Genomic DNA, 24376 nt, shown 5'->3' on the forward strand with positions numbered 1-24376 from the left:
CGCTCCCGGCCCTTACTCGTCCCCTGACTTCCGCCGCCCCATCAGCTCAGGCAGAGGCCACTTCCGGTTGACCAGAAACACCCCGCCGGCCAGCAGCACCAGCACACCCCCGGTGATCCCCAGCGCGACCCCGATCCCGCTCGCCCCGCCGGAGGCCCCCGCGGCAACAGTCTTCCCGCCCGCCCCGCCGGAGGCAGACGCGGACGGGGACGCCGTAGCCCCGGCCTGCGCACTGGGCTCCGTATCTCCACCGGAGGTCTCCGCCCCCTTGGGCGCCACCAGTTCCCCCACCGGCTGGACCTTGCCCGCCGCCTTGAACCCCCAGTCGAACAGGCTCGCGGTCTCCTTGTAGACCTGGTTGTGCTCGTCCTTCTCGGGGTGCATGACGGTGACGAGGAGGACCCGGCCGTCCCGCTCGGCGACCCCGGTGAACGTCGCGCCCGCGTTCGTGGTGTTGCCGTTCTTCACACCCGCGATGCCCTGGTAGGAGTCGAGTCCGCTGTCCCCGGTGAGCAGCCGGTTGGTGTTCTGGATCTCGAAGGACGAGCGGCTCTTCTTGCCGTTCTTGCCCTTCTTGGTCTCGCCCGGGAACTTCGCGCGCACGGTGGAGCAGTACTCGCGGAAGTCCTTCTTCTGCAGCCCCGACCTGGCGATCAGCGTGAGGTCGTACGCGGAGGAGACCTGCCCCTTGGAGTCGTAGCCGTCGGGGCTGACCGCGTGCGTGTCGAGGGCCTGGAGCTCCTCGGCGTGCTCGTTCATGTCCGCGACGGTCTGCCTGACGCCGCCGTTCATGGCCGACAGGACGTGCACCGCGTCATTGCCGGAGCGAAGGAAGACACCGAGCCAGAGATCGTGGACGGTGTACGTCTCCTCCTCCTTTATGCCGACCATGCTGGAGCCCGCGCCGACGCCCGCGAGATCGGCGGGGACGACCTTGTGCTCCTCGTCCCGGTTGAACTTCGGCAGCAGCGTGTCCGCGAACAGCATCTTCAGCGTGCTCGCCGGGGCCAGCCGCCAGTGCGCGTTGTGCGCGGCCAGCACCTCGCCCGACTCGGCGTCCGCGACGACCCACGAGCGGGCGCTGATGCCCTTGGGCAGCACGGGCGCGTCGCTGCCCAGGGCGGCCTGAGTGCCCGGCTTGCCCAGCAGTTCACCCCCGACGGTCGACATGGTCGCCGGGGGAGTCGCGGACGGCGTGGCGCTCGGACTCGGTGACGGTTTCGCCGCGAAGGCCGGGGTGGCCGTCAGCGTCGTCACCGTCGTCAGTGAGGTCAGCGAGAGGGACAGCAGGGCGGCTGAGGTGACCAGCAGGGGGCGCCTGACGGTCTTTTTGGAGGCGGGCACGATCGAGAAAGTACATGGCTCCGACCGGTAAATCCCACCGCAGCCCCCCGTGGCGCCCTCGCCGCTGCTCACGCCCCCGCTCGCACCCCGGCGCGAGAGCCGTGCGGTCGGCGGCGATACTGAACTCATGAAGCTCAGCCGCCCCCTCTCCTGGTTCCTGCTCGCCTTCGGGGTGTGGAGCTGGGTCATCTGGATCACTTTCATCAAGAATTTGTGGAAGGACGGCAGCGGGCTCGCGTTCGACGACGCGGGTGATCCGACCGCCTACTTCTGGGTGCATCTGACGCTCGCCGTCGTCTCCTTTGCCCTTGGGACGGCCATCGGAGTCATCGGGTTGCGCGCGGTGCGTGCCCTTCGCCGGACCGCGTGACCAGGAGTACGACATGATGATCCTTGTTTTCGTGCTCGCCGCCCTGCTGGTGCTGAGCGCCTTCGGGGCCCTGCACTGGTACGCGTGGCGTCGGCTGGTGCGTGACACGACTCGCGGGCCGGGGCTCGCCAGACGCGTGGGCGCGGGGGTGTTCATCGCCGGGCCGGTGCTGGTCTTCGTCGGCTTCGCGGCCGAGCGCGGCGGCGCCCCCTTCTGGCTCCAGCAGACGCTGACCTGGCCGGGCTTCATGTGGCTCGCCCTCTCGCTGTACCTGCTGCTGGCCCTGCTGGCGGGGGAGCTTGTACGACCGCTCCTGCGCCGGTTGGTGGCGCGGCGCGCTCCGGCGCCCGCCGAACAGCCGGAGCCGCTGGTGCGCGAGCTCGCGCCGGAACCGGTACCAGCGGGCGCGAAGCCCACGGAGCGGCCCGCCGATTCGACCGCTGCCGAGCCGACCGCTGCCGCGTCGACCACTGCCGCGTCGACCACTGCCGCGTCGACCACTGCCGCGTCGACCACTGCCGAGCCGACCAATGCCGAGCCGGCCGCGACCGAGCCGGCAGACTCCCCGGCCACCCCTCCACCCGCCACCTCGGCCGACCCCTCCCGCCGCCTCTTCGTCTCCCGAGTCGTCGGCGGCGCCGTCGCCGCCGCGGCCGTCGGCACCGTCGGCTACGGCACCTACGGCGTCGTACGCGGCCCCAAGGTCAAGCGGGTCACCGTGCCGCTGGCGAAGCTCCCGCGCGCGGCGCACGGTTTCCGGATAGCGGTGGTCAGCGACATCCACCTCGGGCCGCTGCTGGGCCGGGGCTTCGCGCAGAAGGTCGTCGACACGATCAACTCGACCCAGCCCGACCTGATCGCGGTGGTCGGCGACCTGGTCGACGGCAGTGTGGCGGACCTGGGCCCGGCCGCGGCGCCCCTCGCGGGCCTGAAGGCGCGGCACGGCAGCTACTTCGTCACCGGCAACCACGAGTACTTCTCCGGTGCCGAGCAGTGGGTGGAGGAGGTACGGCGACTCGGCCTCACCCCGCTGGAGAACGCGCGCCGCGAACTGCCGTACCTCGACCTCGCCGGTGTGAACGACATCGCGGGTACGGACGAGGGCCAGGGCCCCGACTTCGCCGCGGCGCTCGGCGACCGGGACACCTCGCGGGCCGTCGTCCTCCTCGCCCACCAGCCCGTCCAGATCCACGACGCCGTCGACCACGGCGTCGACCTCCAGCTCTCCGGCCACACCCACGGGGGCCAGCTGTGGCCCATGAACTACGTCGCCGAAGCCGCCAACCCCACCCTCGCGGGCCTCGAACGCTACGGCGACACCCAGCTCTACGTCAGCCGCGGCGCGGGCGCGTGGGGGCCGCCGGTGCGGGTGGGGGCGCCGTCGGACATCACGGTGGTGGAACTGGCGTCGAAGCAGGCATGACGGGCCGTCAGGAGCCTTGAGGGAAGCGGCGCGTGACACGCTGACCGAGTTCATTCGCAACTCAACAACTACTCAACAAAATCTGTCTTCCGCGCGCACAGGCCACTGTGGTTAGGTGATCCGCGCCACCGCGGAATCACTGTGCGTCGCGGAACCACTGTGCGTTGTGGGCCGGGTGGGGAACCTTGGGAGGGGCGCCGATGCGGTCGGTTCGCTTGCGGGTTCTCGCGTCACTGCTGGTGCTGGCGATGGCGGCGATCGGCGGCTGGCAGTTGATGCCCGCTCAGCGGGACGAGAACAGGACGATCACCGTCGGGACGGCCGACACCGTCACGTCACTCGACCCGGCCGGCGCGTACGACGCCGGATCCTGGGCCCTGTTCAGCAACGTTTTCCAGTCACTGCTGACCTTCGAACCGGGCGGCGCGACCCCCGTCCCGGACGCGGCGCAAAGCTGCGCGTTCGCCGGCAACGCGCTCACCGTCTACCGCTGCACGCTGCGCCAGGACCTGACGTTCCCCAGCGGGCGCGCGGTGACCGCGGCGGACGTGAAGTACTCCTTCGACCGCGTCCAGCGCGTCAACTCGGACGTCGGGCCCGCCGCGCTGCTCGACACCCTCCAGTCGGTCGCCGCGGACGGACTGACCGTCACCTTCCGCCTCTCCTCGCCGGACGCCACCTTCCCGCTCAAGGTGGCCACCGGCGCCGGGGCGATCGTCGACCGAACGAAGTACCCGACGAACCGGCTGCGCACCGACGGCGGCGCCGACGGCACCGGGCCGTACGTCCTCACCTCGTATACGGACGAGCAGGCCCGCCTCACGCCCAACGACACCTACCAGGGCGTCGCCCAGGCCGCCGGCCGCCCCGTCCTCATGCGCTACTACAAGGACTCGGAGGCCCTGGCGAAGGCATGGCAGGCGCGGCAGGTCGACGTCGCCACGCGCGCGCTGCCGCCCTCGGTGCTCGCCGGGCTGTCGCCCAGCGACCCGGATCAGCGGGTCACGGAGGCCGACAGCACCGAGACCCGCAACCTCGTCCTCAACGTGCGGGCCGGCTCGCCCTTCCAGGACCGCCGGGTACGGCAGGCGCTGGCCGCGCTGATCAACCGGGAGCAGTTGGTCGCCGAGGCTTACGAGGGCACCACCGACCCGCTGTACTCGCTGATCCCGGCCGGCCTCACGGGCCACACCACCTCGTTCTTCGACGCGTACCCCGAGCCCGACCCGCAGCGGGCCCGCGAACTCCTCGACGAGGCCGGCGTGAGCATGCCCGTGCGGTTCACCCTCGGGTACGCGGAGGGCCAAAACTCCTCGACCGCCGAGGCCGCCGAGCTGAAGCAGCAGCTGGAGGCGAGCGGACTGTTCTACGTCACGACCACGGCGTACGAGTGGACCGCCTTCCAACAGCGCTATGCCGACGGCAAGTTGGACGCGTACGGCGTCGGCTGGGTCGCCGACTACCCCGACCCCGACACCTTCAGCGGGCCCCTTGTCGGCACCGGCGGTTCCCTGGACAACGGCTACAGCAGCGCGCAGACCGACCGGCTCGTCAAGGACAGCCGCCGCTACGAGGACCGCGGCCGGGCCGCGGCGGACTTCAAGGAGCTGCAGGACGTCGTGGCCCGGGACGTGCCGTTGATTCCCCTGTGGCAGCGCAAGGAGTACGTCCTCAGCAGTGAGGAAGTCGGCGGCGCGCAGTACCTGTCCGACGGGACCGGTGTCTTCCGGCTGTGGCGGCTGGACTGGATCTGACGGCGGCCGGACAGCGGTCCAACGCCGGACAGCGGTCCAACGCCGGACAGCGGTCCAACGCCGGACGGCGGTCGGACGGAGGGAGCGATCTCACTCGACAGTGATCAGCCCGCCGGGCCCTTGCCCCCCGGATCCGGCAGCACCTTCGTCATCCCCGGCAGGAAGTCCGTGAACAGCTCGTGCACCTCGCGGACGAGCGGCCGCAGCGCACGGAAGCGTGCCATCGAGACCCCCCGGGTCGTCAGCCGGGCCCCCCGTTCGGCGAGCCGGTAGCTGCGCTCGCGCCCCTCGGTACGGTCGAAGACCCAGTACAGGACGAGCCCCATCTGGGACAGCCACATCAACTCGGGGAGCACGTCTCGGAGTTCGTCCGGGACCTTGGCCTTGGACCCGGCGAGGACCTCGCGGTGGATGGCGATGGACTCCTCGCGGGGGCCTTCGGACTCGGGGGAGAAGGGGCTGAGCGGGCTGTCCGGGTCGGCCGCGTTCTTGAAGAACTGCGCCGCGAACTCGTGGTACGGCTCCGCCACGTCCAGCCACACCTTCAGCACCCCGGCGATCCGCGCCTCCAGGTCCTTCTCCCGCTCCAGCAGGGGCCGGACCGCCACCCGGTGCTCGGCGCCGATCCGGTCGTAGAACCCCTGGATCAGGTGTTCCTTGCCGGCGAAGTAGTAGTACGCGTTCCCGACGGAGACCCCGGCCTCCTTGGCGATGGCCCGCATCGTCGTCTTGTCGTACCCGCGCTCCTGGAAGAGCCGCAGCGCGGTCTCCAGGATCAGCGCGCGAGTCTGCTCGGACTTGGCGGAGCCTTTGGGACCGGGCTGTTCCGCGCCGTCCTTGGGGCTGTCGGGCTCTGCGCTGGGTTCGTCGTTCACTGCGGGCACGGGCTGAGCCTAACGAGTCGCGCAGGCGCCCGTGTCACAGCCGCCGGGAGGGGCGTACAGCCACCCGTACCGCCGGGCGTACGTCCACCCTTCGGTCGTGCTCCCGCCGTACCCACCGCCCTCGCCGGGCCGCGGGTGCGCACCGCGCCACTTCGCGGCGGCGAGCACGGCACCGCGTGCGAGCCGGGCCCCCGCCGGGGTGCTGAGCCGGTGCGCGAGCGGCCGCTGCTCGCGCAGCGCCCACAGACAGACGATCCAGGCGGCGGACCCGAGATACACCTGCCCCCCGTCCGCCACGACCGTGATCTCCTCGAGCGTCGCACCGTGGTCGAGCCCGGGAAACCGCCGCCGAGCCTCCTGCGACCCCGCCGCCACGAACTCCAGCGGCACCAACTGCCGCTGCCTCCCCAAGCACTCCCGCACAAGGGTGCACAGTCCGCATCGGGCGTCGTACAGAACGGTGAGCCGGCGAACCGGGACGCGCTCGGCGCCCCGGTCCTCGGCGGTGTCCGCCATGGCGGACACGGGTGTCACGGGGGTCACGGGTGTCACGCCCCGGCCCGCGGAGCGGCGGGCGCCCCGGGCACGACCCAGCCCTGCGGCGCGACCGGCGGCAGCTGCTCCCGCTCCATCACCCCGCGCCGCCGGAACTTGTTCAGCACGAACACGTTGCCGAGGTGCAGCGCGCCCAGTACCAGCAGTACGACCCCGAGCTTGGCCGAGACCGCCTCGAACACCTCCCGTGGGCTGGTGATGGCGCCGTCCGTGTTCAGGTACAGCGCCACGAACCCCAGGTTCACGAGATAGAACCCGACCACCAGCAGGTGGTTCACCGCGTCCGCGAGCTTCTCGTTCCCCCGCAGGACATCCCCGAGGAAGATCCGCCCGTTGCTGCTCAACGTCCGCGCCACCCAGACCGTCAGCCCCACGCTGACCACCAGATAGATGACGTACGCGACGACCGTGAGGTCCATGCCCCCACCCCTCCCAAGCTTTCCTGAACACGTTCAAAACGTCTCGGTGAGACTGTAGCGCTGTTTTTGAACACGTTCAAGCGGCGGCTGGGAGGGCTGCGGGAAGGGCTGCTGGAGGGACTGCTGGAGGAGCTAGGACACCCGCCCCAACTCCGGCCGCTTGCTGTAGTCCGTGAACCCGATGACGTTCCCCCACGGATCCGCGAACTCCACGGTCCACCCGGTGACGACGGGGAACGCCGCGTCGAGGGGCTGCACCCCCGCCTCCTCCAGTGCCCGCGCCGCCGCCCGCGCGTCCCGCACCTCCAGCCACACCCGCGCCGAGGCCCACGCGGGCGTCCGGCGGTGCAGCGCCTCCTCCACCCGCAGCAACAGTCCCGGGGTCTCCTTGCCCACCTTCAACCCCGCGATCCCGGCCTCGTCCAGCCGGAAGGCCACGGCGAAGCCGGCCCGCTCGAAGAAGGAGACGGCTTCGCCCAGGTCGCCGACGGAGAGGAGGACGTTGTCGAAACCGAGCAGTTCGTACGACTCATTGTCTGACATGTCGTCAGATTAGAGCGCCGACTTCCGTATCTGTGGGAGCGTCGGCGTTCGCGCGACACGGGGGCTACGGGGAGACGGGGATGCGGGGATACGGCGAGGGGCCGACCGCGGACGTTCCCGCGGTCGGCCCCTCGCCTCTTGTGTCCCTCGCTCTGCCGAGGGGGATCGCATCAGCCGATGGCGATCCGGGTCTTCCAGTAGCTCGCCGTGCCGATGATCTCCGTGCCCGAGCCCGAGAGGGCGGTGCGGCTGCCGGCGTAGAAGCGGACCGTGCCGTCGGTGCGGACGGTCCAGATGTCCGGGATGGCGTCGCCGTTGGCGTCGGGGGTGCCGGTCAACAGGTAGATGCTGCCGCTGCCCCAGCCGGCGGAGCCGTAGACGCCGTCCTCGCCGTCGGCGGAGGCGGCGGCGGAGCCCAGGGAGGTGAGGACGGTGCCGCCGGTGGTTGCCTTGATGCCCTTGCGGGAGAGGAGCCGGGCGGACACGTCGGTGCGGTAGATCAGGTCCGTCACGCCGTCGCCGGAGAAGTCCGTGACGGAGACGATGTCCCGTTCGGTCCAAGCGGAACCGGAGAGGCGGATCGCCTGGTCGATGCCGGCCCCGTGGTAGCCGGTGAAGGCCCAGAGTTCGTCGCCCATGGTGGCGAAGAAGTCGGTGCGGCCGTCCCCGGTGGCGTCGCCCGCCGAGACGATCTGGGTGAGGGAGGCGGGGCTGGGCGCGTTGGAGGGGAGGAGGATCTCCACCCGGCGGTCGATGTTGACCGCGCCGTAGCCGTCGCCGGGGTACACCCAGAGCTTGTCGCCGAGCCGGACCACCAGGTCCTGGAGGCCGTCACCGCCGTAGATGTCGCCGTTGTGGGTGATCAGCGCGCCCTTGAAGTGGCCGGAGGGCGCGGAGACGAACGGTGGCAGGTCGTCGCCGTTCGGGTCCTTGTCCGGGTTGGCCCGGTAGGCGCCCGGCATCGAGTAGTCGAGGTCGCCTGAGCCCTTGACCAGGTCGTTGGTCGCCTGGGACGGGTACAGCACCAAGTTGCCGGCGTCGGAGACGACCATCAGGTCGGGGAGCTTGTCCCCGGTGAAGTCGCCGGGGGAGTCGGCCTGGTCGCGCGGCGTGACGTAGAAGAAGTACTTCGTCGGCTGGGAGGGGTTGCCCGCGGCGTCCACGGCACGGACGTACAGCACGTTCGGGCCGGCCGTCGGAGGCTTCGCGTTCGCGAGCGTCGCGCTGACGGTCGTGGCCGTACCGGAAGTGCGGCTCAGCGTGAACGGGTAGTTCGCCGAGTTGAAGCCGTACTCGTAGCGGACGACGTCCGTGTTGAGCGCGCGCACGGTGAAGGAGCCCGCCGTGCCGAACTTCTTGGTGGACCAGTTGGCGTCCTCGGCGTCGTTGCCGAAGCCGTTCTCGGCGCCGTCGGCGTTCGGGAAGTCGATGGAGCTGACCTTCGGCGGCTTGGGCGCGGTGGTGTCGAGGACGAAGCGGCACGGGGTCTTGGCCGGCGCGTACCCGGAGGTGGCGTTCGCGTCGTCCACGGCCCGCACCCGCCAGGAGTAGAGCGTGCCGTTGGTGAGCTTGCTCGTGGCGAAGCCGGTCGTGGTGCGCAGCGCGACGTCCTTGTCTCCGCCGACCGAGACCTTGCCGGTGGAGCCCAGCAGGTCACCCGTGGTGTCCCACTTGCCGGTCGCCCACAGGTCGAAGTCGAGGAAGTCGAGGTTCTTGTCCTTGTCGGAGCCCCGCGCGGTGAACGTCAGGTTCCCCGAACCCATGCGGACGTACGGCTCGGTGGTGGTGCACTTGGCGTCCGGGCCGAGGTCGAGCGACTTGGCGTCGATGGCCGGCTTGCGGTTGTAGACGAGCTCCAGGACCGGGGCGTTGTCGCCGTTGGCCTGGAACTTCTTCCACGAGTACTGCGAGTTCTCGTCCCGCGCCCGCAGACCGAACGTGATGCTGTCCTTGCCCTCGTCGGCCCGCTTCTGCGCGGCCTTCTTCACGTCGAAGTTCTCGTACGCGTCCCGGCACCCGGACTTGTAGCCGTGCGCGAAGCTCTTGGTCGCGAACTTGTTGCCGTCGGTCAGCTTGGGCGCGTTCTTCCAGTTGGTGTGCCCGTTGACCGCGCCCGTCAGGTGCACGCTCAACGAACGCGCGCTGCACGACCAGGAGTACGTCTCCAGCATGCGCAGCTTCGCACTCGTGATTTTCGTGCCCTTGAGATCCTTGTCGAAGGTGATGTTGAAGTACGAGCGCGAGGTGCCCCAGGTGTCCGACTCGAAGCCGACCCGGGCCTCGTGCGTACCGCCCTTGTTGAAGCCCTTGCCGTTGTAGAACGTGGCGTTGGGGTGGCGGCTGTACGCCGTGGTCCAGTTCTGGGTGTGCTTCTTCACCGACGGGTCGACGAACACCGGGTACGTGGTCGCCGAGTCGTCGAGGAACTCCAGGTTCGGGGTGAGCACCCAGTTCGCCCCGGACAGATCGGCCTCGACCAGCTCGCCGCGCGAGTCGGGCGAGGGCCCGTTCAGTCCCGGCAGGCCGAGCGTGGCCGCCGAGCCGCTCGGCGTGGGCGCGGCCGCCGTCTCCCAGGGCGTCGACGGTGCCCTCGTCAAGGTCCAGGCCCCCGCGACCGGCTCCGTCCCCGTCTCGGTCAAGCTCGACTACGCCAAGTTCAAGAACCTCTACGGCGCCGACTGGGCCTCCCGGCTGCGCTTCGTCCAGTTCCCCGAGTGCTACCTCACCACCCCGGACGTCGAGGCGTGCCAGGAATACGAGGAACTGGAGACCGCCAACGACACCAGGACGCAGTCGATCACGGCGACCGTCGACACGGCGGCGGACGGGACGGTCACCCCGGCCGCGGCGGCCGAGGTGGCTCAGCCCGCGGGACCGTCGGTCGCGCAGGCCGCGTACCGGACGTCGACCGCCACGCCGGTCGCGGCGACCGGTGACAGCGCGGTGGTGGGTGCGGTCGACTCCGGCGGTGGCGGCGGTGGCACATTCAAGGCCACCCCCCTCGTCCCTGACGGCAAGTGGTCGGCCGGCGGCTCCTCCGGAGCATTCGCCTGGGACTACCCGCTGACCGTTCCGGCCGCGCCCGCCGGACCGGCCCCGAGTGTCGCCTTCACCTACAACTCCCAGACGGTGGACGGCCGTACGGCGGTCTCGTCCCCGCAGTCCTCCTGGATCGGGGAGGGCTGGGCCTACGACCCGGGACACATCGAGCGCCGCTACCGCACCTGCCAGGACGACCGCAAGACGCTGAACTCCGGTACCCCCAACAACACCGCGAAGAAGGACAAGACGTCCGACCTGTGCTGGGTGTCGTACAACGCGCTGATGTCCCTCGGCGGAAAGACGATGGAACTGGTGCGGGACGCGGCCGCGGGCAGCGACCCGGAGACGGCCACCGAGATCTACCGCCCCCAGAACGACGACGGCACCCGCGTCGAGCGGCGCACCGGCGGCACCAACGGGGACAACAACGGTGAGTACTGGATCGTCACGACGCCGGACGGCACCAGGTACTACTTCGGCCTCAACCAGGTCGGTGGCGGCCACGCCGACACCAACTCCGTCTCCACCGTGCCCGTCTTCGGCAACCACCCCAAAGAGCCCTGCCACGCCACCGCCTTCGCCGACTCCCGCTGCGGCGCCGGCAAAAAGCAGGCCTGGCGCTGGGGCCTGGACAAGATCGTCGATCTGCACGGCAACACACTGGTCGTCAACTGGAAGCAGGAGACGAACCACTACTCCGTCAAGAAGAAGTTCAAGTCCCCCGAACAGTACGACCGTTACGCCTACCCGACGACCATCGAGTACGGCATGCGATCGGACCTCACCACCCCGTCCGCGACCGTCGAGTTCGGCGTCAAGCAGCGCTGCCTGAAGTCCGAGACGGCCTGCGACGCGGCGAACTTCGCCAAGACCGACGACCCCGGCGCGTACCGCCCCTGGTGGGACACCCCCGGGAACCTCAACTGCAAGTCCTCGTCCAAGCTGTGCCCCGCGTTCCCGTCCTTCTGGACCCAGATGCGCCTGGACTCGGTGACGACGAAGGCCGCCCGTGCCGGTCAGTCGGGCCTCGGCAAGGTGGACACCTACGAACTCCACCAGTCCTTTCCCGAGGACTGGTACGACACGGCCCCCGGCCTCTGGCTGAACTCCATCACCCGTCGCGGCTTCGCCCCCGGCGACTCCACCGGCACCCTCCAGCACAAGGACGGCGTCAGCTTCGCCGAGTACTCGGTCGGCTCCACCTCGCCCCTGCGCACCCGCCTCCAGGACCGCCAGCTCCCGAACCTGGTCTCCAGCGGATCGAACGACCAGCGCCCCGGCTTCACCCGCCCGCGTATCGGCACGGTCGCCACCGAATACGGCGGCGACATCGAGGTCGAGTACAAGGGCGGCTGCACGACCGAGCCGGCCGAGGACAAGGGCAAGAACAACGGCACCTGCTTCCCGGTCCGCTGGTCCCCCGACGGCGACGAGAAGACGCCTGCCAAGGCGTGGTTCAACAAGTACCTGGTGCACTCCGTCACCGAGACCGACAAGGTCACCTCGCACGGCAAGCCGATCCACACGATCTACGGCTACAAGACTCCTGCCTGGGCCAAGGCGGACGACGAGTTCACCCGCCCCGCCCTGCGCACCTACAGCGAGTGGCGCGGCTACCATCAGGTGACCGTCACCAAGGGCAGCAAGTCCAGCTCCCAGCAGGGCGACCCGCAGGCCCAGTCGTACTCCGAGACCCGCTACTTCCAGGGGACCGGCGGAGAGTACAAGGATTCCACCGGCGCCCACACGCTCCTCGCGGACGACGCGCCGCAGTACGCCGGCATGACCGCGGAGACCATCACCTACCTCAACTCCGACAAGCGGGTGCAAAAGCGCGTCGTCTCCTTCCCCTGGTCGAAACAGATCGCCTCCCGTGCCCGCGAGGCCGAGACCGGCACCGACCTGGAACCGATGCTCGCGCACCGCGTGGGAGTCAAGCGCACGGACGAGATCCAGACGGTCGACACCAGCTGGCGCGCCGTTCGCACGCTGACGAGCCCGGACGACACCTACGGCATGCCCGTCCAGATCGAGACGGCCGTGGTCAAGCCGAACGGGAGCGGGGAGACCCTCTCCGACCAGACCTGCACCAAGACCTCGTACCTCCACAACACCTCGGCCTGGCTGATCGGTCTGCCGAAGGAACAGCGGTTGACGGCGACGTCCTGCGCGAGACACGACGCCGCGGATCCGGCGACGGAACTGAAGAGCGCGGTGCGGCACACCTACGACAAGCTGGCCTACGGCGAGACTCCCACCAAGGGGCAGGTCACCTCGCTGGCCGAGGCCGACGGCGCCGGCACGTCGTACTCGGTGGTGACCGACACGACGTACGACCCCCTGGGCCGGGTCCGCACGGTCACCCGTCCCGGCCAGGGCACGTCCGAGACCCAGTACGTTCCCGGCGACAACGGCGGACCGGTCACCGCGACCAAGTCGATCAACGCCCTGGGCCACGCCACCACCACGACCTTCGACCCCGGCCGCAGCCTCGCCCTCACGGTCACCGATCCCAACGGGCGGGTGGCCCGCACGGAGTACGACGCCCTCGGCCGACTGGTGAAGGGCTGGTCCGCCTCCCGCTCGTCCGGCGGGAAGAGCCCCGACGTCCAGATCGACTACCAGAACGCAGTCGCCACCTCCAAGGAGACCCGGCCGACCGCGGTCACCGTGAGGACGCTGAAGGACGACGGTTCCTACGCCACCCAGGTCACCGTCTACGACGGTCTGACGCGACCGGCCCAGACCCAGGCCGAGGCCCACGGACCCGGCCGGATCGTCACCGACACGACGTACAACGACCACGGCCTCGCCGACGAGCAGACCAGCGGATACCTGGCCAAGGGCCAGCCCGCCGCCGCGCTGTTCACGCCCAGATCGAAGACACTCATCCCGAGCTGGGTGAAGTACCGCTACGACGGGATGGAACGCCCGGTCCGCCAGTCCACGTACATGGACGGCGACTACCGGCACGCGACATACACCACCTATACCGACACCAGCACGTATGTGAACCCGGCCGGTCCGACCGCACCGCGGACCAAGACCTACACCGACGCCCTGGGCCGGGTCACCTCGGTGTACCACTACAGCCAGGACGACTCCGCCAGCACGACGGGACGCTCCACCACCTACGAGTACGACGCACGCGGCAACCGCAGCAAGGTCACCGACCCGGCGGGCAACGAGTGGACGTACAAGTACGACGCCCGCAGCCGTGTCACCAACTCGACCGACCCGGACACGGGTGAGACCAGGACCTGGTACGACACCGCGGACCGCCCGAACAAGGTGACCAACTCCCGGCAGCTGACGATCCACACGGAGTACGACGTCCTGGGCCGGATCAGCAAGGTCCGGGAGGGCTCCGAAACCGCGGTGCCGGTCAAGGAGTTCACCTACGACACCCTGCCGGGCGCGCTCGGCCAACCGGTCGCCTCGACCAGGCGCACCGCGGGCGGCGACTACGTCAGCCGGATCACGGGCTACGACACCGACTACCGGCCCACCGGCAGGGAGACCGTGATCCCCGCCAACGCCATGACCACCGGCCTCGCCGGGACGTACGCGTACGCGTACACCTACACACCCGTCGCGGGGAAGCCATTGACGACGACGCTGCCCGCGGCGGGCGGTCTCGCCAAGGAGAAGGTCGTCACCCGCTACAACGGCGACGGGCTGTCGGAGTCCACCTCAGGACAGTCCTGGTACACCTCGGACGTCACCTACTCGCCGTTCGGCGAAGTGCAGCGCACGGTCTCCGGCGCACAGCCCTACCGGGTCTGGACGACGAACTTCTACGACCCGCACACCGGCCGCCTCCAGCGAACGGTCGCGGACCGCGAGACCAGCGGCCCGCACCGCATCACGGACGGGTACTACTCCTACGACGCCTCGGGCACCATCACCTCCAGCGCCCGCAAGCTGTCGGAGGCCTCGGGTACGACTTGGGACACCCAGTGCTTCACCTACGACGCGATGGGCGAGCTGGTCAACGCCTGGACGTCGAAGGTCGCCCCGGCCGGCGACGGAACCGGCTGCAGGTCGTCCAACGGCGCGAACTGGGGCTACCGCACCGACTACGATCCCTCGTCGGGTCCGCTGGCCGACGCCCCGGACGCGGCGGCCGACACCACGAGCCCGGACGCGTCTTTGACGTCGACCCTGGCGGCGGCCGCCCCGGACTCCGCCACCGTCTCCACCGGCACCACGGCCTACCGCCAGGCCTTCACCTACAACTGGATCGGCAACCGCGCCACGCTCACCGATCACGACCCGGCGGACGCGTCCAAGAACGTCACCTTCACGTACGGCTACGAGCAGGCGCAGCCGCACACCCAGAAATGGATCAGCTCGGTCCCGTCCGGCATGGGCAGCAGCTACACCTATGACGCGACCGGCAACACCGAGGTCCGTGACCTGTCCAACACCACCCAGGATCTGACCTGGACGTCCGACAACAAGCTGGACACCATCACGGACGACGGCAAGAAGACGACGTACGTCTACGACGCCGAGGGCAACCGTGTCCTGGAGAACTCGTCGTCGGGCTCGACCCTGTATCTCGGCGAGACCGAGCTGACGACGAACGAGTCGGGCACCATCACCAAGGCCTCCCGCGCCTATGCCCAGGTCGGCGCCCCGACCGTGGTCCGCACCACGGCCAACGGCGCGACGACCGGTCATAAGCTGCACGTCCTGCTGCCCGACCAGTTGGGCACGGCGACCGCTTCGGTCGAGCTGACGAGCGGCCAGCCGGTCACCCGCCGCGCCTTCAAGCCGTACGGCGAGATCCGTGGGTCCAAGCCGGCGTCGTGGCCCGACAGACGCGGCTACCTCGGCTCCGGCGTCGACGACGCGGCCACCGGCCTCACGCACCTGGGCGCCCGCGAGTACGACCAGACCTCGGGCCGTTTCCTGTCGGCCGACCCGGTGGTCGACCTCGCCGACCCGCTGCAGATGAACGGCTACACGTACGGCGGCAACAGCCCGGTCAGCAAGAGCGACCCGTCCGGACTCTTCCCCATCCTGATCCCCGGGGGACCCGGCGGCCCCAAGGGCACGCCGAAGCCGCACACGGACGTGACCGTCGGGAATACGCGGACCATCTACGACGGGCAGGGAAAGCCTCATGTGATCGGCGGCGCCACCAACAACGCCTCCGAGAAGCTCGCCTTCAAGTACATGAACGAGGACCTTGTGAACGCCGGGAAGTACTACGACAAGAAGACCCGGACGGGATCCATGTACCTGTGGCAGGACGACAACGCCGGGAAGAACGAGCCCCGCACCTATGTCGACAAGTTCGGCAACGTGCGCATCACCGGGGCGACGGCCGACTTCATCAAGGTGACCTGGGAGAAGGGGAAGATCGTCAGTGTGCAGACCTGGGACGTGAACGAGAGCACCCGGGGGGTGGGGCAGCTCGACGGCGTCGAGCAGACGGTCAGGAACAAGATGGACCCGATGGGCAAGAAGACGCAGACGGACAACGTCGTCTTCGTGGCCAAGGACTTCGACCAGGCCAGCGCCATGCGAGACCGTTTCGCGAACCACGGCAACGTCCGCATCATCCACCCCGACTCCAGTTTCGACACCATGCGGCAGGCCCCGCTGGTGCGCAGGTTCAACGGTGGAACCATCCGGATCACCCCGGGCGAGCAGATCGGCCGTGGCGGAACCGGCGCCGGTACCTCCACGCCCACCACCCCCCGCAGCGGCGGGGGAGGGAAATTCCTCAACGGGGCAGGCATTTTCGGTGAGGTATTCGCCATTTACCAGTTCGCCAAGGACTGGAATACGATCGTCAATGGCGGCTGCGTGCCGATCGCGGCCGGTGACTGCGAGCCTCCGCACGAGATGTAGCCGTGCCGTGTCGGAGCATGATGAAAGGGATTTCTCTTGGCCCGGGAAGTACTGACCGTCTGTCTGCCGCTCCTGGAACCGGGGACGGTCCGTCGGGCGATCGCCGAGGCCATCGCTCCCTTCGATCGCAACGCGGAAGGGTCAAAAGCGTCGGAAGAGGAGGACATCGAGCCCGGTGAGTGGGACGCGTGGACTTTGGGCGCGGCCGACCGGGAGTTCTGGGTCAGGCCCGGATCCGAAGGCGATCCCCGGCTGATCCGGGAATACGAGCCGACGCGCGAGGGACAGACCCATGTCATCCCGCGGGACCGCTGTTCCGGCGGTCCGGTGGGGATGCTGGACATCGAGGCGCAGAGGTCCCGGGCGGTCGCGGAAGCGAGCGTGCTGTGGCGCGCGTGGGAGGAACTCTCCTCGGGCTTTCCTCCCGCCCGTAGTCTGGAGGATCTGACAGCTGAGGATCCGGAAGCCTCGGACCGTCGTCCAGGACCGGCGTGGCACCGCTACGCGGCTCAGCCCCTGATGCGTGCCGTGCTGGGCGACCCCGTCCTGCAATCCCGCTTCGGACAGCGGGCGGTGGGGGACTTCGGCGTCGGACGTGAACTGTTCCTACGCCGAAAGTCATGTGAAAGCCTCGCCCGTGACGCGCTCCTGACTCTCGACGGCAAGTGGGTTTCCCCGGGTTCCCTGCCGTACGAGGAATACATCGTGTTTTTCAATGCGCATATCGACGGGTTGTCCCCGAACGCCGTGGTAGTGAACATCACCTACCACTCGTGACCGAAGCGTGGCTCGCACGGCCCGTGGTCATGTCCCGGCGAGCCGCGCACAGACGGGCCGCCCGTTCCTTCGGGAACGGGCGGCCCGGTCACGGAACGTCGTGTCAGACGCCGCAGTCCCCGATTCGCTGTCCGCTCACCGCGATGTCGTCCATCCGCATCTCGAACGCCGCCGGCGCCGGATTCGCCTGGTACAGCTGCCAGCCCAGCTTCAGCTCGTCGAAGGTGGGAAAGACGAAGTCGTCGGCCGTGCCGCCGTGATTCTTGGTGGAGACGGTCAGGTCGGACTGTTCCACACCATCCAGGTAGACGGTGACGCGGTTGTCGGTGGCGTCGAGGTGGAACTCGACGCACTGCCACTCGGCCGCGACCGCCGGGGCGGAGGTCTTCCAGGATGTCCAGTCACCGGTCGGGCCGAGGTCGGACCCGACGCCCCAGAAGTTGCCCTTGTCCGTCGGGGCGTACTGCCCGCCGAGCGGGCGGACGAGGGTGGGGGAGTCGGTGCCGGAGGCCTCCGCGAGGGTCCAGTGGGCCCAGTCGGGGGCCGTCGGGAACTCGGTCACACGCAGGCGGAGGCGGGCCCAGAAGCTGTTGCCGGCGGGGGCGAGGCCGGGGAGGACGACGAAGGCGCGTCCGTTGCCCTCGGTGCGGACGCGGAGTTCGCGGCCGTGACCGGTGGTACTGGGCGCGACGGTCAGGGTGCCGCCCGAAGTGTCGGTGGTCCAGCCTCGGCCCTGGGTGACGGGGCCGAGGGGGAGGCGGTTGAAGTTCTCCCGCACGAAGGCGTTGTGCGGGGCGGGTGTTGCCGAGGCGGTGGGGGGTATCGCGATCAGGATCGCGGCAGCGGCCGACAGTGCGGCGGCGGCCTTCCTCAGGGCGTTCATGAGGGCAGTCTGTAGCCAACTGCCGCGACAGCCCCAGGAGTCACACAGCATTCAGGCCAGCCGAGAACTGTGCCAACCTGTTCGCGGCTCTCGGCCGCCGGGAACCAAACCCCGCGAAGCGGCTGTCTCCCTTACGAAGGCGACCGCATACAGGGGCTGTGACTCCGCCCACACGCGGGAGTCGGGCGGGGACCCGGTCGAGGTAACAACTTCTCTCCGGGCCCTTCCCTCCTGCAATATGACGGACAGCCCATATTCAGCCGCTCAAGCAAACAACACGCAGGAGTCAGTACCGTGACCGAGCAGCCTCAGCAGCCCGCTCAGCCCCCGCAGCCGCCGCAGCCCGGATACGGGTACCCGAACGCGGCCCCCGGCCAGCCGGGCGCCAACCCCTACGGCGCCCCGCAGGGCGGCGGTTACCAGCAGCCGGGTCCGGGCGCGCCGGGCTACGGCTACCCGCAGCAGGGCGGCTACCCGCAGGGCGGCGGCTACCAGGCGCCTCCCGGCTCGTACACGGGCGACCCGAACGCCCCGTACGGCTACGACCCCTACGGCCGCCCGTACTCCGACAAGTCGAAGATCGTCGCGGGCATCCTCTCGCTGTTCCTGGGCTCCTTCGGCGTCGGCCGCTTCTACATCGGTCACGTCGGCCTCGGCCTCGCGCAGCTCTTCACCTGCGGCGGCTTCGGCATCTGGGCGCTGGTCGACGGCATCATCCTGCTGACCAGCAGCAACACCACGGACTCCAACGGACGTGTCCTGCGTGGCTGAGCGCGGCCTCATCGCTCTCCGGCGCCCGGCGGCGGCCCCCCTCGCGGTGGCCGCCGCCGGCCTGGCGGGCGCCGCGTACCTGTACGGCACCAACCCGCACGAGCCCGGCCATCTGCTGCCCCAGTGCCCGTTCCGCTATGTCACGGGGCTGCTCTGCCCCGCCTGCGGCGGCACCCGCATGGCGTACGACCTGATGCACGGCCAGTTCGCCGCCGCCTGGCACGACAACCGGGTGCTCCTGCTCGCCGCGCCCTTCGCCCTCGCGCTGCTCGGCCGCTGGTTCGTCGAGGGGCTGCGCGGCCGCCGCTGGCGGCCCGAACTGAAGCCCCGCACCCAGGCCTTGATCCTGGGCATCGCGGTGACCTGGACGGTCGTCCGCAACCTCCACTGAGCGCGTAAATCCCTTACGCCCGCTTTATCTCGCCCAGTTGTCGCAAGTTGGCTTGAACTGGATCACGGAATCGGAACGATCGCTTGCTTCCCCTCCCATCTGTCCGTTGAGTCTCACTACGCTGCAACGGCGACAGGGGGGATGACGGGGGAATACGTCGTGCTCGATCGTTGGCCGGTATTCGCCGTGCCCGATTGCTGCCGGTTTTTACCGCGCCTTCTCTCCTGCGATTCCCCCCGAGGCAATCCGCTTCGGTAATTCAGTCAGTACATCCAGGAGTTACTTCCATGACCGTCCCCACCCCTGACGCTCCGTTCGGCCACGACCCGCAGGGTCGCCCGTACTCCGACAAGTCGAAGATCGTCGCCGGCATTCTCCAGCTCTTCCTCGGCACGCTCGGCATCGGTCGTTTCTACGTCGGTTCCGTCGGCGTGGGCGTCGCCCAGCTCCTCACCTGCGGTGGTCTGGGCCTCTGGTCCCTGATCGACGGCATCCTGTTCCTCACGAGCAACGACCGCACCGACTCGCAGGGCCGTGTCCTGCGCGGCTGATCGTGCTGCGGATCGCCGTGAGGTGATCGACCGAAGGGCCTCGTTCCACCGCGGAGCTTCCTCCAAAGCTCCGCGCGGGGACGAGGCCCTCGTGCGTGCGGAGGCGCGTGCGGAGCCGTGCGGAGCGCCCGCCGCGAACGCGTACGGCTCGCAGCGCGAACGCGTACGGCCCGCAGGCGGACCTGCGGGCCGTACACGGACTTGCTGACCTGCTGATCCGACGGACGGATCAGAAGCGGCGCGTGATGAGCGCCCGCTTCACCTCCTGGATCGCCTTCGTGACCTCGATACCGCGCGGACAGGCGTCCGTGCAGTTGAAGGTGGTGCGGCAACGCCACACGCCGTCCTTGTCGTTCAGGATCTCCAGGCGCTGCTCACCGGCCTCGTCACGCGAGTCGAAGATGAAGCGGTGGGCGTTGACGATCGCGGCCGGACCGAAGTACTGGCCGTCGTTCCAGAACACCGGGCACGAGGACGTGCACGCGGCACAGAGGATGCACTTCGTGGTGTCGTCGAAGCGCTCGCGGTCCTCGGCGCTCTGGAAGCGCTCACGCGTCGGCTCGTTGGTGTCCTTCGTGATCAGGAAGGGCATCACGTCCCGGTACGCCTGGAAGAACGGCTCCATGTCCACGACCAGGTCCTTCAGGACCGTGAGGCCCTTTATGGGCTCGACCGTGATCGGCTTCTCGGGGTTGATGTCCTTGATCAGCGTCTTGCAGGCCAGACGGTTCTTGCCGTTGATCCGCATGGCGTCCGAACCGCAGATGCCGTGCGCGCAGGAGCGGCGGAAGGTGAGGGTGCCGTCCTCGTCCCACTTGATCTTGTGCAGACCGTCGAGGACGCGCTCCTTGGGGTCGATCTCCAGGACGAAGTCCTGCCAGCTCGCCTCGGCCGCGACCTCGGGGTTGAAGCGGCGCACGCGGAACGTGACCGTGATGTACGGGGAGGCGGCGGAATCCGCCTCGACCTTGTCCAGAACAGGGGTAGCCATCAGTACTTACGCTCCATCGGCTGGTAGCGGGTCTGGACGACCGGCTTGTAGTCGAGACGGATCGACTCGGCGCCGTCGTCGCCCACCTCGCGGTACGCCATGGTGTGGCGCATGAAGTTGACGTCGTCGCGGTTCGGGTAGTCCTCGCGGTAGTGACCGCCGCGGGACTCCTTGCGGGCGAGGGCGGAGACGGCCATGACCTCGGCCAGGTCGAGCAGGTTGCCCAGCTCGACGGCCTCCAGCAGGTCCGTGTTGAACCGCCTGCCCTTGTCCTGGATCGAGACGTTCTTGTAGCGCTCGCGGAGGTCCGCGATCTTCTCCACCGCCGTCTTGATCGTCTGCTCGGTGCGGAACACCATGACGTTCGCGTCCATGGTCTCCTGCAGCTCACGGCGGAGTTCCGCCACGCGCTCGTTGCCCGTGGCGGTACGCAGCCGCTCGATCTGCTCGACGACCAGGGACTCCGGGTTCTCCGGCAGCTCGACGAAGTCGGCCTTCTGGGAGTAGTTCGCGGCGGCGATACCGGCCCGCTTGCCGAACACGTTGATGTCCAGCAGCGAGTTCGTGCCGAGGCGGTTGGCGCCGTGCACCGACACGCAGGCCACCTCACCGGCGGCGTACAGGCCCGGGACGACCGTGGTGTTGTCCGTCAGGACCTCACCCTCGACGTTGGTCGGGATGCCGCCCATGGCGTAGTGCGCCGTCGGCTGGATCGGGATCGGGTCCGTGTAGGGCTCGATACCGAGGTACGTACGCGCGAACTCGGTGATGTCCGGGAGCTTGGCGTCGAGCTGCTCCGGCGGGAGGTGCGTCAGGTCGAGGTAGACATGGTCGCCCTCGGGGCCGCAGCCACGGCCTTCGCGGATCTCCGTGTAGATGGAGCGGGAGACGACGTCACGGGACGCGAGGTCCTTCATGACCGGCGCGTACTTCTCCATGAAGCGCTCGCCGTCCTTGTTGCGGAGGATGCCGCCCTCACCGCGGGCGCCCTCCGTCAGCAGGATGCCCATGCGCCAGATGCCGGTCGGGTGGAACTGGAAGAACTCCATGTCCTCCAGCGGCAGACCCCGGCGGTAGACGGCCGCCTGGCCGTCACCGGTCAGCGTGTGCGCGTTCGACGTCACCTTGAAGAACTTGCCGGTGCCGCCGGACGCGTAGATCACGGCCTTCGCCTGGAAGACGTGGATCTCGCCGGTCGCCAGCTCGTACGCCACGACACCGGCGGACTTCTTGACGCCGTCGACCTCGACGAGCAGCTGGTCGAGGACGTAGAACTCGTTGAAGAACTCCACGCCGTGCTTCACGCAGTTCTGGTACAGCGTCTGGAGGATCATGTGGCCGGTGCGGTCGGCCGCGTAGCAGGAGCGGCGGACCGGGGCCTCGCCGTGGTTCCGGCTGTGACCGCCGAAGCGGCGCTGGTCGATCGTGCCGTTGGGCGTCCGGTTGAACGGCAGGCCCATCTTCTCCAGGTCGAGGACGGAGTCGATGGCCTCCTTCGCCAGGATCTCGGCGGCGTCCTGGTCGACCAGGTAGTCACCGCCCTTGACCGTGTCGAAGGTGTGCCACTCCCAGTTGTCCTCCTCCACGTTGGCGAGCGCGGCGGCCATGCCGCCCTGCGCGGCGCCCGTGTGGGAGCGGGTGGGGTACAGCTTGGTCAGCACGGCGGTACGGCTGCGCTGCGTCGACTCGATGGCCGCGCGCATGCCGGCGCCGCCGGCGCCGACGATGACGGTGTCGTACTTGTGGATCTTCATGATCGGTTGCCTCAGCCCCGTGCCTATCGGATGTTCGGGTCGAAGGTGAAGATCACCAGCGTGCCCAGCAGGATGGTGAACACCGTGGCGGTGTAGAGCAGGCCCTTCAGCCACAGGCGGGTGCTCGGGCGCTCGGCGTAGTCGTTGATGACCGTGCGCAGGCCGTTGGCGCCGTGCAGCATCGCGAGCCAGAGCATCAGCAGATCCCAGGTCTGCCAGAACGGGGACGCCCAGCGGCCCGCGACGAACGCGAAGCCGATCTTGGAGACGCCGCCGTCGAGGACGAGCTGGATGAGCAGGTGGCCGATGACCAGGACGACCAGCACGATCCCGGACAGTCGCATGAACAGCCACGCGATCATCTCGAAGTTGCCGCGGGTCGACTTCGGGGTCTTCTTGGTGCGCTTGCGGGGCGGCTCGATGAAGGGAGCCGGGTTGTCGGGGCTGTAGCCCGACAGCGCGCCGGCGCCCTCGACGGGGCCGATGCCGGATGCGGTGGTTTCAGTGGCGGACATCTGCCTCAGCTCCCGAAGACTTCACGGACGGCGTGGCCGAGGACGGGATACAGGGCCCCGGCCATCAGCACGAGCCAGAGGCCGACGACCGACCAGAGCATCGTCTTCTGGTGACGGGGGCCGTTCGACCAGAAGTCGACGGCGATGACCCGAAGGCCGTTCAGCGCGTGGAAGAGGATGGCGGCGACGAGGCCGTACTCCAGCAGCGCGACGATCGGCGTCTTGTACGTGGCCACGACCTTGTCGTACGCGTCGGGGGAGACACGGACGAGAGCGGTGTCCAGCACATGTACGAACAGGAAGAAGAAGATGAGGACGCCGGTGACTCGATGAGCCACCCAGGACCACATTCCTTCCCGGCCGCGGTACAGCGTTCCAGCCGGCACGGAAGAACCCTCCGGGAGCGGGGATTGGGGCCGGCCGGCTTCTGTGTCGGTCTGACCCGGCCGGGTACGGTCCACCGGCCCCGGCCATCGTAGCCATCAGTGTCAGCGGCGCTTAAGCGGGGATGGGGGGTGTGATCAAACTGGCATGCAAAGGTGCACGTAAGGGTGAGTACCGGGCGGCATCCGAGGTGGGTTTTGCCGTGGATTGCCGGGTGCGGGTTCGTCGTGGCTGTTCGCGCGGTTCCCCGCGCCCCTTCTAATGCGCGGCGGCGGCTGAAAAGTTCCCCACCAGGCGCGTCAGCCTGCCCCTCGCCAGGCGCCGCAGTTCCTCCGCCACCACCACCCGCTCCTCCTCCGGATCGTTCGTCAACCGTGACCGGATGCCCTCCAGGGTGCGGTCGAGGAGTTCGGCCGGGGGTGCGGCGGGCAGGGCGATGACGAATACGTGGCCGAAGCGGGCCTCGTAGGCGGCGTGGGCGGCGTTCAGGGCGGTGTGGGCGACTCCGTAGATGTCGTCCGGGAGGGCGGGGAGGGACTCGCCGGCCAGGGCCTCGGCGGAATCGACGCTGGTCAGGTCGTACGCGGCTTCGTCGGAGGCGGCGAGGAGGGCGTCGAGGTCGGGGTAGGGGCGGTGCTCGGCGAGGCGGTGCGCCCAGCGGAGGCTGCGCAGGCAGGTGAGGAGGGCCTGCCGGGTGGCCTCGGCGGGGGCGTGGTTGAACTGCTCCAGGGCCGACGGGCCGGGGGTGTGGGCCTGCTCCGGTATGGCGACCTGGCCGGGGAGGTGGGGGAGACGGTGCGGAGGCAGCGTGGGTCCTCGGCGGTGCGTAGGGGTCGGCAGGGCAGGCTGAGCGAGATGTGCCACCACGTTATCGAGGCGGGTCATGAGCTGTCCGTTCGATGCCCGAAATTCACCCGAACGGGAGAGTTTCGGAACCTGTGGTGGACGGATGAGGCGGTTGGTCGTCGTAGGTTCGAGAAGGCGACTCGGGAGAGGAGCCGGGCGCGAAGCCGAGTGGCGGACCGGAGTGGGATCGGGGGAGAGTGCGGACGAGAGGTGCGTGAGATGTCGTGGATTCTGATCGGGACCGGGGCCGGGGGCGAATCGTGAACCGTGGTCGGCGCCGGGCTCCCCGTAGGAGGACGGCGATCACGTCGAAG

19 protein-coding genes and 1 pseudogene are annotated in these 24376 nt (G+C 69.1%); 8 read left to right on the forward strand and 12 right to left on the reverse strand.

Features of this window, described 5'->3' with window-relative positions:
* Positions 1–12: 12 nt before the first annotated feature.
* A complete protein-coding gene (locus tag I8N67_RS08035) occupies positions 13–1344 on the reverse strand; it encodes a D-alanyl-D-alanine carboxypeptidase family protein (RefSeq protein ID WP_372443665.1) in 1332 nt (443 codons plus the stop codon).
* Positions 1345–1471: 127 nt separating this feature from the next.
* On the opposite strand from I8N67_RS08035, the gene I8N67_RS08040 reads away from it, so the two are divergent.
* From I8N67_RS08040 to I8N67_RS08050, 3 genes are all read left to right on the forward strand, one after another.
* Complete coding sequence (locus I8N67_RS08040) at positions 1472–1714, forward strand: SCO4848 family membrane protein (RefSeq protein WP_200301901.1); 243 nt, start codon at positions 1472–1474, stop codon at positions 1712–1714.
* A 16-nt stretch (positions 1715–1730) separates the two neighbouring features.
* Positions 1731–3137, forward strand: coding sequence for a metallophosphoesterase (locus I8N67_RS08045; protein ID WP_200301985.1), 1407 nt, complete (start codon positions 1731–1733; stop codon positions 3135–3137).
* A gap of 200 nt (positions 3138–3337) precedes the next feature.
* Complete coding sequence (locus I8N67_RS08050; RefSeq protein ID WP_200301902.1) at positions 3338–4891, forward strand: ABC transporter substrate-binding protein; 1554 nt, start codon at positions 3338–3340, stop codon at positions 4889–4891.
* 104 nt (positions 4892–4995) lie between these two features.
* On the opposite strand, the gene I8N67_RS08055 is transcribed toward I8N67_RS08050, so the two are convergent.
* The 5 genes and pseudogenes from I8N67_RS08055 to I8N67_RS08075 all read right to left on the reverse strand — a co-directional run.
* On the reverse strand, positions 4996–5766 hold the full coding sequence (locus I8N67_RS08055; RefSeq protein WP_200301986.1) for a TetR/AcrR family transcriptional regulator: 771 nt from the start codon (positions 5764–5766) through the stop codon (positions 4996–4998).
* A gap of 18 nt (positions 5767–5784) precedes the next feature.
* Positions 5785–6291: a thiol-disulfide oxidoreductase DCC family protein gene (locus tag I8N67_RS08060; RefSeq protein ID WP_200301987.1), complete on the reverse strand. Its 507-nt coding sequence runs from the start codon at positions 6289–6291 to the stop codon at positions 5785–5787.
* A 32-nt stretch (positions 6292–6323) separates the two neighbouring features.
* Complete coding sequence (locus I8N67_RS08065; RefSeq protein ID WP_200301903.1) at positions 6324–6749, reverse strand: hypothetical protein; 426 nt, start codon at positions 6747–6749, stop codon at positions 6324–6326.
* A gap of 132 nt (positions 6750–6881) precedes the next feature.
* The gene (locus tag I8N67_RS08070) at positions 6882–7292 is read right to left on the reverse strand and encodes a VOC family protein (RefSeq protein WP_200301904.1); all 411 of its coding nucleotides are present in this window, start codon (positions 7290–7292) and stop codon (positions 6882–6884) included.
* Between the two features lie 170 nt (positions 7293–7462).
* Positions 7463–9877 (reverse strand): annotated as a pseudogene (locus tag I8N67_RS08075) (DNRLRE domain-containing protein); the annotation flags it as partial.
* On the opposite strand from I8N67_RS08075, the gene I8N67_RS08080 reads away from it, so the two are divergent.
* Together I8N67_RS08080 and I8N67_RS08085 are read left to right on the forward strand one after the other, a co-directional pair.
* On the forward strand, positions 9822–16199 hold the full coding sequence (locus tag I8N67_RS08080; protein WP_307835181.1) for an RHS repeat domain-containing protein: 6378 nt from the start codon (positions 9822–9824) through the stop codon (positions 16197–16199). The pseudogene I8N67_RS08075 and the gene I8N67_RS08080 sit on opposite strands and share 56 nt — an antisense overlap.
* A 36-nt stretch (positions 16200–16235) precedes the next feature.
* Positions 16236–16976 (forward strand): hypothetical protein, encoded by a 741-nt coding sequence (locus I8N67_RS08085; protein ID WP_200301905.1) that lies wholly within the window; start codon positions 16236–16238, stop codon positions 16974–16976.
* Positions 16977–17079: 103 nt separating this feature from the next.
* On the opposite strand, the gene I8N67_RS08090 is transcribed toward I8N67_RS08085, so the two are convergent.
* Positions 17080–17859: a hypothetical protein gene (locus I8N67_RS08090; protein WP_200301906.1), complete on the reverse strand. Its 780-nt coding sequence runs from the start codon at positions 17857–17859 to the stop codon at positions 17080–17082.
* A gap of 294 nt (positions 17860–18153) precedes the next feature.
* On the opposite strand from I8N67_RS08090, the gene I8N67_RS08095 reads away from it, so the two are divergent.
* The 3 genes from I8N67_RS08095 to I8N67_RS08105 all read left to right on the forward strand — a co-directional run bounded on the left by I8N67_RS08095 (position 18154) and on the right by I8N67_RS08105 (position 19572).
* Positions 18154–18630 carry a TM2 domain-containing protein gene (locus I8N67_RS08095; RefSeq protein ID WP_200301907.1) on the forward strand — a complete coding sequence of 159 codons (477 nt, stop codon included), beginning with the start codon at positions 18154–18156 and terminating at the stop codon, positions 18628–18630.
* Positions 18623–19021 carry a DUF2752 domain-containing protein gene (locus I8N67_RS08100; protein WP_200301908.1) on the forward strand — a complete coding sequence of 133 codons (399 nt, stop codon included), beginning with the start codon at positions 18623–18625 and terminating at the stop codon, positions 19019–19021. Before I8N67_RS08095 ends, I8N67_RS08100 begins: the two co-directional genes overlap by 8 nt.
* A 287-nt stretch (positions 19022–19308) precedes the next feature.
* Positions 19309–19572, forward strand: coding sequence for a TM2 domain-containing protein (locus I8N67_RS08105; RefSeq protein WP_200301909.1), 264 nt, complete (start codon positions 19309–19311; stop codon positions 19570–19572).
* A gap of 229 nt (positions 19573–19801) precedes the next feature.
* Here I8N67_RS08105 and I8N67_RS08110 read toward each other — a convergent pair whose 3' ends face one another.
* From I8N67_RS08110 to I8N67_RS08130, 5 genes are all read right to left on the reverse strand, one after another.
* Positions 19802–20563, reverse strand: coding sequence for a succinate dehydrogenase iron-sulfur subunit (locus tag I8N67_RS08110; protein ID WP_200301910.1), 762 nt, complete (start codon positions 20561–20563; stop codon positions 19802–19804).
* Positions 20563–22317, reverse strand: coding sequence for a succinate dehydrogenase flavoprotein subunit (sdhA, locus tag I8N67_RS08115; protein ID WP_200301911.1), 1755 nt, complete (start codon positions 22315–22317; stop codon positions 20563–20565). The genes I8N67_RS08110 and sdhA overlap by 1 nt, the downstream gene beginning before the upstream one ends.
* 23 nt (positions 22318–22340) lie before the next feature.
* Complete coding sequence (locus tag I8N67_RS08120; protein ID WP_200301912.1) at positions 22341–22832, reverse strand: succinate dehydrogenase hydrophobic membrane anchor subunit; 492 nt, start codon at positions 22830–22832, stop codon at positions 22341–22343.
* 5 nt (positions 22833–22837) lie between these two features.
* Entirely contained in the window at positions 22838–23218 is a 381-nt protein-coding gene (gene sdhC / locus I8N67_RS08125; RefSeq protein WP_200301913.1) for a succinate dehydrogenase, cytochrome b556 subunit, read from the reverse strand.
* Positions 23219–23474: 256 nt separating this feature from the next.
* Positions 23475–24101, reverse strand: a complete 627-nt coding sequence (locus tag I8N67_RS08130; protein ID WP_200301914.1) for a 2-oxo-4-hydroxy-4-carboxy-5-ureidoimidazoline decarboxylase — start codon at positions 24099–24101, stop codon at positions 23475–23477.
* Positions 24102–24376 lie beyond the last annotated feature (275 nt).

The organism is Streptomyces adelaidensis (assembly GCF_016598475.1).
GTDB lineage: Bacteria > Actinomycetota > Actinomycetes > Streptomycetales > Streptomycetaceae > Streptomyces > Streptomyces adelaidensis.

Excerpts from the sequence above, each read along its gene's own strand:
- I8N67_RS08040 (WP_200301901.1), top strand. The coding sequence starts at position 1,472 with ATGAAGCTCAGCCGCCCCCTCTCCTGGTTCCTGCTCGCCTTCGGGGTG.
- I8N67_RS08045 (WP_200301985.1), top strand. The coding sequence starts at position 1,731 with ATGATCCTTGTTTTCGTGCTCGCCGCCCTGCTGGTGCTGAGCGCCTTC.
- I8N67_RS08050 (WP_200301902.1), top strand. The coding sequence starts at position 3,338 with ATGCGGTCGGTTCGCTTGCGGGTTCTCGCGTCACTGCTGGTGCTGGCG.
- I8N67_RS08060 (WP_200301987.1), bottom strand. The coding sequence starts at position 6,291 with ATGGCGGACACCGCCGAGGACCGGGGCGCCGAGCGCGTCCCGGTTCGC.
- I8N67_RS08065 (WP_200301903.1), bottom strand. The coding sequence starts at position 6,749 with ATGGACCTCACGGTCGTCGCGTACGTCATCTATCTGGTGGTCAGCGTG.
- I8N67_RS08070 (WP_200301904.1), bottom strand. The coding sequence starts at position 7,292 with ATGTCAGACAATGAGTCGTACGAACTGCTCGGTTTCGACAACGTCCTC.
- I8N67_RS08090 (WP_200301906.1), bottom strand. The coding sequence starts at position 17,859 with ATGAACGCCCTGAGGAAGGCCGCCGCCGCACTGTCGGCCGCTGCCGCG.
- I8N67_RS08105 (WP_200301909.1), top strand. The coding sequence starts at position 19,309 with ATGACCGTCCCCACCCCTGACGCTCCGTTCGGCCACGACCCGCAGGGT.
- I8N67_RS08110 (WP_200301910.1), bottom strand. The coding sequence starts at position 20,563 with ATGGCTACCCCTGTTCTGGACAAGGTCGAGGCGGATTCCGCCGCCTCC.
- sdhA (WP_200301911.1), bottom strand. The coding sequence starts at position 22,317 with ATGAAGATCCACAAGTACGACACCGTCATCGTCGGCGCCGGCGGCGCC.
- I8N67_RS08120 (WP_200301912.1), bottom strand. The coding sequence starts at position 22,832 with ATGTCCGCCACTGAAACCACCGCATCCGGCATCGGCCCCGTCGAGGGC.
- I8N67_RS08130 (WP_200301914.1), bottom strand. The coding sequence starts at position 24,101 with ATGACCCGCCTCGATAACGTGGTGGCACATCTCGCTCAGCCTGCCCTG.